Origin of the sequence: Lutibacter sp., assembly GCF_041562875.1 — a bacterium.
In the GTDB taxonomy this organism is placed as follows: domain Bacteria; phylum Bacteroidota; class Bacteroidia; order Flavobacteriales; family Flavobacteriaceae; genus Lutibacter.
On sequence record NZ_JBFFOE010000103.1, the window covers coordinates 1 to 8,212 of the forward strand.

12 protein-coding genes are annotated in these 8,212 nt (G+C 30.8%); 11 read left to right on the forward strand and 1 reads right to left on the reverse strand.

Annotated features, from left to right (window positions below):
- The 6 genes from ABY863_RS11495 to ABY863_RS11520 form a co-directional block, all read left to right on the forward strand.
- Window positions 1-264, forward strand: a 264-nt coding sequence (locus ABY863_RS11495; RefSeq protein WP_372794958.1) for a DUF177 domain-containing protein, incomplete at its 5' end; no start/stop codon positions are given.
- On the forward strand, window positions 251-445 hold the full coding sequence (gene rpmF / locus ABY863_RS11500) for a 50S ribosomal protein L32 (RefSeq protein ID WP_299524679.1): 195 nt from the start codon (window positions 251-253) through the stop codon (window positions 443-445). The genes ABY863_RS11495 and rpmF, both read left to right, overlap by 14 nt.
- A 154-nt stretch (window positions 446-599) precedes the next feature.
- Entirely contained in the window at window positions 600-1,595 is a 996-nt protein-coding gene (locus tag ABY863_RS11505) for a beta-ketoacyl-ACP synthase III (RefSeq protein WP_372794960.1), read from the forward strand.
- Between the two features lie 33 nt (window positions 1,596-1,628).
- Entirely contained in the window at window positions 1,629-2,102 is a 474-nt protein-coding gene (gene accB, locus ABY863_RS11510; protein ID WP_372794962.1) for an acetyl-CoA carboxylase biotin carboxyl carrier protein, read from the forward strand.
- Window positions 2,103-2,170: 68 nt separating this feature from the next.
- On the forward strand, window positions 2,171-3,520 hold the full coding sequence (gene accC / locus ABY863_RS11515; RefSeq protein ID WP_372794964.1) for an acetyl-CoA carboxylase biotin carboxylase subunit: 1,350 nt from the start codon (window positions 2,171-2,173) through the stop codon (window positions 3,518-3,520).
- An 82-nt stretch (window positions 3,521-3,602) separates the two neighbouring features.
- Entirely contained in the window at window positions 3,603-4,067 is a 465-nt protein-coding gene (locus tag ABY863_RS11520; RefSeq protein ID WP_372794966.1) for an Lrp/AsnC ligand binding domain-containing protein, read from the forward strand.
- Window positions 4,068-4,106: 39 nt separating this feature from the next.
- On the opposite strand, the gene ABY863_RS11525 is transcribed toward ABY863_RS11520, so the two are convergent.
- Window positions 4,107-4,808, reverse strand: a complete 702-nt coding sequence (locus ABY863_RS11525) for a zinc metallopeptidase (RefSeq protein WP_372794968.1) — start codon at window positions 4,806-4,808, stop codon at window positions 4,107-4,109.
- Window positions 4,809-4,886: 78 nt separating this feature from the next.
- Here ABY863_RS11525 and ABY863_RS11530 point away from each other — a divergent pair, with 78 nt between their 5' ends.
- The 5 genes from ABY863_RS11530 to ABY863_RS11550 all read left to right on the forward strand — a co-directional run.
- Complete coding sequence (locus ABY863_RS11530) at window positions 4,887-5,924, forward strand: asparaginase (protein ID WP_372794976.1); 1,038 nt, start codon at window positions 4,887-4,889, stop codon at window positions 5,922-5,924.
- A 296-nt stretch (window positions 5,925-6,220) separates the two neighbouring features.
- Window positions 6,221-6,967 (forward strand): MotA/TolQ/ExbB proton channel family protein, encoded by a 747-nt coding sequence (locus tag ABY863_RS11535; protein WP_372794970.1) that lies wholly within the window; start codon window positions 6,221-6,223, stop codon window positions 6,965-6,967.
- 8 nt (window positions 6,968-6,975) lie between these two features.
- Window positions 6,976-7,443: a hypothetical protein gene (locus ABY863_RS11540; protein WP_372794972.1), complete on the forward strand. Its 468-nt coding sequence runs from the start codon at window positions 6,976-6,978 to the stop codon at window positions 7,441-7,443.
- 7 nt (window positions 7,444-7,450) lie between these two features.
- Entirely contained in the window at window positions 7,451-8,071 is a 621-nt protein-coding gene (locus tag ABY863_RS11545; RefSeq protein WP_372794974.1) for an ExbD/TolR family protein, read from the forward strand.
- A gap of 9 nt (window positions 8,072-8,080) precedes the next feature.
- Window positions 8,081-8,212 (forward strand): ExbD/TolR family protein (locus ABY863_RS11550; RefSeq protein WP_372794978.1); only part of this gene is annotated, 132 nt, incomplete at its 3' end.

Sequence of the window (8,212 nt, forward strand, 5' to 3'; positions counted from 1 at the left end):
AATGAGGAATTATTAATTATACCTTATTCAGATCATAAAATTAATGTAGCACAATATATTTATGAAGTAATTGTATTGGCGTTACCATTAAAAAGAATTCATCCAGGTGTAAATGACGGAACGCTACATTCAGAAGTATTAGATAAGTTAAGAGAATTAGAAATTAAGGAGGAAGAAATAGAGAAAGACAAGGAGATTGATCCTAGGTGGAATAAATTAAAGAATATACTAATAGATAAAAATACAAGTAATGGCACATCCTAAAAGAAAAATATCAAAAACAAGAAGAGACAAAAGAAGAACTCACTATAAAGCAGTAGCTCCTCAAGTAGCAATTGACCCAACAACTGGTGAGGCACATTTATATCATAGAGCTCATTGGCATGAAGGAAAATTATACTACAGAGGTCAAATTGTAATAGATTCTGTTGAAATTCAAGCTTAATTAAAATAAGTTAAAACATACTAAAAACTCTCATTTTTGAGGGTTTTTTTTGTTTTTTTAAATAAAATGGGTCAAAAATGATAAAAATCAGTAAATAATCAAATTATAATTTACTATTTTTACCCACTCTTTTTTCATGAAAGTAAAACAAATTATGACAAAAATTACCGCTGCAATTACTGCTGTTGGGAAATATGTTCCCGAAGATATTTTGACAAACGCAATGTTAGAAAAATCAGTAGATACAAATGATGAATGGATCACTTCAAGAACAGGAATTAAAGAACGTAGAATTTTAAAAGGAGAAGGGAAAGGGACTTCTTATATGGCAATAAAAGCGGCTCAGGAGCTTATTGCTAAGAAAAAATTGGATCCTAAGGAAATAGATCTTGTAATAGTAGCAACAGCAACCCCAGATATGCAAGCCGCTGCAACTGCAGTTTATACGGCTTCACAAATAGGAGCAACCAATGCTTTTGGTTTTGATTTAGAAGCTGCTTGTTCAAGTTTTTTATATGGAATGTCTGTAGCCTCAAGTTTTATTGAATCTGGAAAATATAAAAAAGTATTGCTTATCGGAGCTGATAAATGCTCTTCTATGATAGATTATACAGATAGAGCAACTTGTATTATATTTGGAGATGGTGCAGGAGCAGTTTTATTTGAACCAAATGAAGAAGGTTTAGGACTACAAGATGAGTACTTAAGAAGTGATGGAGAAGGAAGAGAATTTCTAAAAGTAAAAACAGGTGGATCTATGTATCCTACAACAAAAGAGGCTTTAGATAATAAAGAAAATTTTGTTAGACAAGATGGAAAAACCGTTTTTAAAAATGCTGTGTTTAATATGGCTGACGCAACTGTTAAAATTCTGAAGCGAAATAATTTAACAAATGAAGATGTTACTTGGCTTGCAGCTCACCAAGCAAATAAAAGAATTATTGAAGCAACTGCAAATAGAATAAATTTGGATAGTTCAAAAGTAATGATGAATATTCAAAAATATGGTAATACTACATCTGCAACTTTACCATTGCTTTTAGCAGATTACGAAAATCAACTTAAAAAAGGAGATACTATAATTTTTGCAGCATTTGGAGGTGGTTTCACTTGGGGATCAATTTACTTAAAATGGGCATATAACTCATAATTATTAAAAATTAAAACTAAAACCAAAACGAATATGGATATAAAAGATATTCAAAACCTGATTAAATTTGTAGCCAAATCTGGAGCAAGTGAAGTAAAGTTAGAAATGGAAGATATTAAAATCACCATTAAAACAGGTTCAGAAAGATTAGAAACTACTATATTGCAACAAGCACCTATGGTAAATACTCAAATGCCATTTGCAGGAACTATTTCCCAAGTTGAAACTCCTATTGTAGATGCTGTTGCAAAAGAAGAAATTTCAAAATATGTTGAAATAACTTCTCCAATAATTGGAACCTTTTATAGAAAACCATCACCTGATAAGCCAGTTTTTGTTGAAGTTGGAGATATGGTAAATTCAGAAACAATAGTTTGTATGGTTGAAGCTATGAAGTTATTTAATGAGATTGAAGCTGAAGTTTCAGGTAAAATAGTGAAAATTTTGATTGAAGATGGAACTCCAGTTGAGTTTGGTCAACCATTATTTTTAGTAGATCCTTCATAGTTTTAATGTTATTTTAATTTCAAATTTTAATTTGAAATTAATTTTTTTGTAAATAATTTGAAAGCATTATGTTTAAAAAAATATTAATTGCCAATAGGGGTGAAATAGCTTTACGAGTTATAAGAACCTGTCGAGAAATTGGAATAAAAACGGTAGCTGTGTATTCTACAGCCGATGCTGAGAGTTTACACGTTCGTTTTGCAGATGAAGCCGTTTGTATTGGACCACCAGCAAGTAGTGAGTCCTATTTAAAAATGTCAGCTATTTTAGCAGCAGCAGAAATTACAAATGCTGATGCAATTCACCCCGGATATGGTTTTTTATCTGAGAATGCTAAATTTTCAAAATTATGTGAAGAACATAATATTAAATTTATAGGTGCTTCTGCAGATATGATTAGTAAAATGGGAGATAAAGCATCTGCTCGGGCTACAATGAAAGCAGCTGGAGTGCCAACAATTCCTGGTTCTGAAGGGTTGTTAGAGACATTTGAAGAAGCGCAAATATTGGCTGATGAAATGGGATATCCTGTTATGTTAAAAGCAACTGCAGGTGGCGGGGGAAAAGGAATGCGTGCTGTTTGGAAAAAAGAAAATTTACTAAATGCTTGGGATTCTGCTAGGCAAGAAGCTTTTGCTTGTTTTGGAAATGATGGTATGTATATGGAAAAACTCATTGAAGAGCCAAGGCATATTGAGATTCAAGTTATTGGAGATTCATTTGGAAAAGCGTGTCATTTATCAGAAAGAGATTGTTCAATTCAACGTCGTCATCAAAAGTTAACTGAAGAAGCTCCTTCACCATTTATGACCACTCAATTGAGAAAGAAAATGGGTGATGCGGCTGTAATGGCAGCTGAATTTATTTCATATGAAGGTGCTGGTACAGTTGAATTTTTAGTAGACAAGCATAGAAATTTCTACTTTATGGAAATGAATACACGTATTCAAGTAGAGCACCCTATTACTGAGCAAGTAATAGATTATGATTTAATCTATGAGCAAATAAAAGTAGCTGCTGGAATTCCTATTTCTGGAAAAAATTATACGCCGAAATTACACTCTATTGAATGTAGAATTAATGCTGAAGATCCATATAAAGATTTTAGACCTTCGCCTGGTAAAATAACAACATTACATATACCAGGAGGCCATGGAATTAGAGTTGATACACATGTGTATGCAGGATATACAATTCCTCCTAATTATGATTCAATGATAGCAAAATTAATTACGACTGCTCAAACACGTGAAGAAGCAATTAATAAAATGAAAAGAGCCTTAGATGAATTTGTAATAGAAGGTATAAAAACAACAATTCCTTTTCATAGACAGTTAATGGATCATCCAGATTATATTGCTGGTAATTATACTACAAAATTTATGGAGGACTTTGTGATTTTACCAGTGGTAGAATGAAGTATAGAATTAAAATAATAAAAAAAGGATATGAATTTTCATATCCTTTTTTTATTTAAATTTACTTTCAATTATATATCTTATGAAGGAAAAAGAGTTACATATTGATGGTATTGATAAAATTATTTTAAAAAATTTAATGAAAGATGCCAGAACACCAATATTGGGCATAGCTCGTGAAATTGGAATTTCTGGTGCTGCCATTCATCAAAGATTGCGTAAGCTAGAAGCTTCTGGTCTAATTGAAGGCTCAAAATTCATAATTAATCCAAAGATTATAGGATATAAAATAGTAGCATTTGTCGGTGTTTTTTTAGATGCAGAAAGCAAATATTTAGCAGTTGTTAAAAGACTGAAAGAAATTCCAGAAGTCATTGAAAGTCATTATACAACAGGTAATTACACTATTTTTATAAAAATTTTATCTAAAGATAATGAGCATTTAGTGAAACTCCTTAATCAAGAAATTCAATCAATAAAAGGAGTCGCAAGAATAGAAACATTTATTTCTTTAGAACAACAAATTGATCGACAAATTCAATTATAAAAGAGTTTCAATTTGCCTTTTTTTAATTGTTTTTAATCATTAATCATCTCTTGATCCCAATATTCTTAATCCCCAATATAATAACATTGCTAAAGAACCCAAGGCAGCAACCAAATAAGTTCTTGCAGCCCATTTTAAAGCATCTTTTGCGCCGTCTTGTTCTTCATTAGTAAGCATATTATTCGTTTTTAACCAGACTAATGCTCGGTTACTAGCGTCATATTCAACAGGCAGTGTGATAAAACTGAATAAAGTAGCTAATGCCATCATTCCAAGGCCAATAACTGCAATTACAAAGCCTATTCCTGCATTACCCGATGTAGCTCCAAGAATTAAACCACCAATTACTAGCCATTGTGAAAATTTTGAAGAAACTCCAACCGCAGGAACTAATTTTGAGCGAAGTTGCAACCATTCATAAGCTTGTGCATGTTGTACGGCATGACCACATTCGTGAGCCGAAACAGCAGCTGAAGAAGCATTCCTTTCATGATAAACGGACTCACTTAAATTCACAGTTTTATTTACTGGGTTGTAGTGATCTGTCAATTTTCCTGAAGTAGAAATAACTTCAACATCAAAAATACCATTATCATGTAACATTTTTTCTGCAATCTCTCTTCCACTCAATCCATTTCGTAATTGAATTTTTGAATAATGATTAAATTTACTTTTTAATTTTCTACTTACTAGCCAGCTAATTAATGAGATAGCACCAATTATTATATAAAAACCGATCATAAATTTCTTTTTAAATTAGTTTATTTTATTTTAATAAATTTACATCATAAATTATTCCAAAATATGTCAATAGACAAAATGACAAAAACACCAAATATACTTTTAATTTATACTGGCGGAACCATTGGTATGGTTAAAGATTACAAAACAGGGGCTTTACGCAGTTTTGATTTTGAAAAGTTAGTAAAACACATTCCTGAAATTAATCATTTAAAATGTACTATTAATACTATTTCATTTGAAGAACCTATTGACTCATCAAATATGAATACAGATGATTGGGTTGTTATTTCTGAAATTATTGAAGATAATTATGAAAAATTTGATGGTTTTGTTGTTCTACATGGCTCTGATACTATGTCGTACACAGCATCAGCTATCAGTTTTATGTTTGAAAATTTATCAAAACCAATAATTTTTACAGGATCACAATTGCCAATTGGAGATTTAAGAACTGATGCAAAGGAAAATTTGATTACTTCTATAGAAATAGCTTCAGCGCAAGATAATGGAAACCCAATAATTTCTGAGGTTTGTTTGTATTTTGAATATAAGTTATATAGAGGTAATAGGACTACAAAAATAAATTCCGAGCATTTTGAAGCATTTACTTCACCTAATTTTCCTCCATTAGGAGAAAGTGGAGTTCATTTAAAATTAAATAAACAATTAATTTATAAGCCAACAATTATAAAACCTTTAAAAGTTAGAAAGCGATTAGACAATAATGTAGCTATTATAAAAATATTTCCTGGGATTACTAAAGTTGTTATTGAAAGTATTTTAAGCAGCAAAGGGTTAAAAGGGGTAATTTTAGAAACTTTTGGCTCTGGAAATGCACCTACTGAAAAATGGTTTATTAACTTATTAAAAGAGGCTATAAAAAAAGGTATACAGATTGTAAATGTGACGCAATGTATTAGTGGAAGTGTAATTATGGGGCACTATGAAACAAGTGTTGAACTTGAAAATATAGGAGTGATTAGTGGAAATGATATTACAACTGAATCAGCATTAGCTAAATTAATGTATCTATTAGGCGAGAATATTCCCAAAAATAAGTTTAAATATTTTTTTGAAAGGCAATTAAGAGGAGAGATAACTGTTATTGAGTAATTTTTATTGAACTAAATAAGAGTATTTTAAATTTATTTTCAACAAAAAAAGGTATTTTGGATTGATTATTGTTAATAATAAAAAAAAACAGAGTTTTTAAAAAAATAACTTAAAGTAGTTCTAAAATTTTCAGAATTCAACATTTTTTTGTTACTTGCCATTCGCAAATGAAGTTGAGAAGAGTTGAATTAGATATTTTAAAAACACTTAAGGGAACTATATATCAACAGATATTTTGCTTTGTGAAAATTATTACATATTTAAACCGAAAAATTAATAAATTAACTATTTAGACAATGAAAAGAGTATTTACTATCCTTGCAATTACAGGATTATTGTTATTTGGAGCAGCACCTAAAGCTATTGCACAAGATGCAGCAAAAACTGAACAAGTTGCAGATGCAACAGAATCAAAAACATTTCATCAAGAATTAAAAACACGTTTTATTGAAGGTGGGCCATTTTTTATGGGGATTGTATTAGTTGCCTTAATTTTAGGTTTAGCTATTGCAATTGAAAGAATCATCTATCTTAATATGGCAACAACGAATACTAAGAAATTAGTAAGTAAAGTTGATGAAGCTTTACAATCAGGAGGAGTAGAAGCTGCAAAAGAAGTTTGTAGAAATACAAAAGGACCTGTTGCTTCAATATTTTATCAAGGATTGGATAGAATGGATGAAGGAGTAGATGCGGCTGAAAAAGCAGTTGTTGGTTATGGTGGAGTTCAAATGGGATTATTAGAGAAAAACATTTCTTGGTTATCTTTATTTATTGCACTAGCACCAATGCTTGGTTTCATGGGAACTGTAATTGGTATGATTGATGCATTTGATTCAATCCAAGCAGCAGGGGATATCTCTCCAACAGTTGTAGCTGGTGGTATTAAAGTAGCGTTATTAACGACTGTATTTGGTTTAGTTGTAGCAATTATTCTTCAAGTTTTTTATAATTACATTATCTCTAAAGTAGATAGTATTGTAAATAATATGGAAGATGCGTCAATTTCACTTGTTGACCTTTTGGTTAAACATAAAAAATAATAAATATTATGAATCAGAAATTATCAAAAATATTGACTTTAGCTGTTGGTCTAATTGGATTAATAGGTTTTGTTTTCTTTGCCAGGATAGTTATTGCTGGTGATGAGACTATAAAACTTATGCTTGCCGATGCAACTATTAGTGATAGTCATGTAGCACCATTTATTTCATTTGCGGTTATATTATTATATGCAACTGGAATTATAGCAGTTGTGTTTTCTATACTAAATTTAGTGAAACACCCTGATGTATTAAAAAGAACATTAATGGGAGTGGGAATTTTACTTGTATTATTAGTTGTGTCATATTCTTTTGCAGATGATGGCGCAGTTATGTCAATGGGTAAAATTTTAAAAGATGGTGAAGCAGGTAGTGTGTCAAAATGGGTGAGTACCGGTATAAACTTTAGTGCCATATTAGGTGTTATTGGTTTTGGAGCATTCTTTTTTGACTTTGTAAAATCATTAGCAAAATAAACCAACTATGGCAAGAAGAGAAAACTCAGAAATTAATGCTGGTTCAATGGCAGACATTGCGTTCTTGCTTCTAATATTTTTCTTAGTAACAACTACTATGGATGTTGACTCCGGGATTTCGCGTAAATTACCAGAGAAAACACCTCCAGATCAAAAAAATGATGTAATTGTTAAAGAAAAAAATGTATTGGATATTACTGTAAACCGTAATAATCAGCTATTAGTTGAAAATGAATTTGTTCAGGTTACAGACATCAAACGGTTGACAATGAATTTTGTTGACAATGGCGGTGGATTATCTGCAGCAAAAGGTGATGTTCCTGGAGAGCCTTGTGATTATTGTAATGGAGCGAAAGATCCAACATCTTCAGATCATCCAACAAAGGCAATTGTATCTTTACAAAGTGATAGAGGTACTAGTTATGGTATGTATATTTCAATTCAAAATGAAATTGAAGGGGCTTATAACGAGTTAAGAAACAATTTAGCCTTAAAAAAATATAAAAGATCTTATAAAGACCTTTTAGACGATTTTAAGGAAAATGGAACGGCTAGTATAAAAACGAAAATTGATTTTTTGAAGGATAGTTATCCTCAAATTATCTCTGAACCAGAACCAATTAAATAATATCAGAATATGAGTAAATTTAAAAAGAAGAAAAAAGGATTACCTGCTATTTCTACAGCATCCTTACCTGATATTGTATTTATGTTGCTGTTCTTTTTTATGGTGTCTACTACCATGAGAGAAACTGATTTATTATTAAAA

Bases quoted from the DNA above. Each gene is read 5' to 3' on its own strand.
- rpmF (WP_299524679.1), top strand. From the start codon at position 251: ATGGCACATCCTAAAAGAAAAATATCAAAAACAAGAAGAGACAAAAGA.
- ABY863_RS11505 (WP_372794960.1), top strand. From the start codon at position 600: ATGACAAAAATTACCGCTGCAATTACTGCTGTTGGGAAATATGTTCCC.
- accB (WP_372794962.1), top strand. From the start codon at position 1,629: ATGGATATAAAAGATATTCAAAACCTGATTAAATTTGTAGCCAAATCT.
- accC (WP_372794964.1), top strand. From the start codon at position 2,171: ATGTTTAAAAAAATATTAATTGCCAATAGGGGTGAAATAGCTTTACGA.
- ABY863_RS11520 (WP_372794966.1), top strand. From the start codon at position 3,603: ATGAAGGAAAAAGAGTTACATATTGATGGTATTGATAAAATTATTTTA.
- ABY863_RS11525 (WP_372794968.1), bottom strand. From the start codon at position 4,808: ATGATCGGTTTTTATATAATAATTGGTGCTATCTCATTAATTAGCTGG.
- ABY863_RS11530 (WP_372794976.1), top strand. From the start codon at position 4,887: ATGACAAAAACACCAAATATACTTTTAATTTATACTGGCGGAACCATT.
- ABY863_RS11535 (WP_372794970.1), top strand. From the start codon at position 6,221: ATGAAAAGAGTATTTACTATCCTTGCAATTACAGGATTATTGTTATTT.
- ABY863_RS11540 (WP_372794972.1), top strand. From the start codon at position 6,976: ATGAATCAGAAATTATCAAAAATATTGACTTTAGCTGTTGGTCTAATT.
- ABY863_RS11545 (WP_372794974.1), top strand. From the start codon at position 7,451: ATGGCAAGAAGAGAAAACTCAGAAATTAATGCTGGTTCAATGGCAGAC.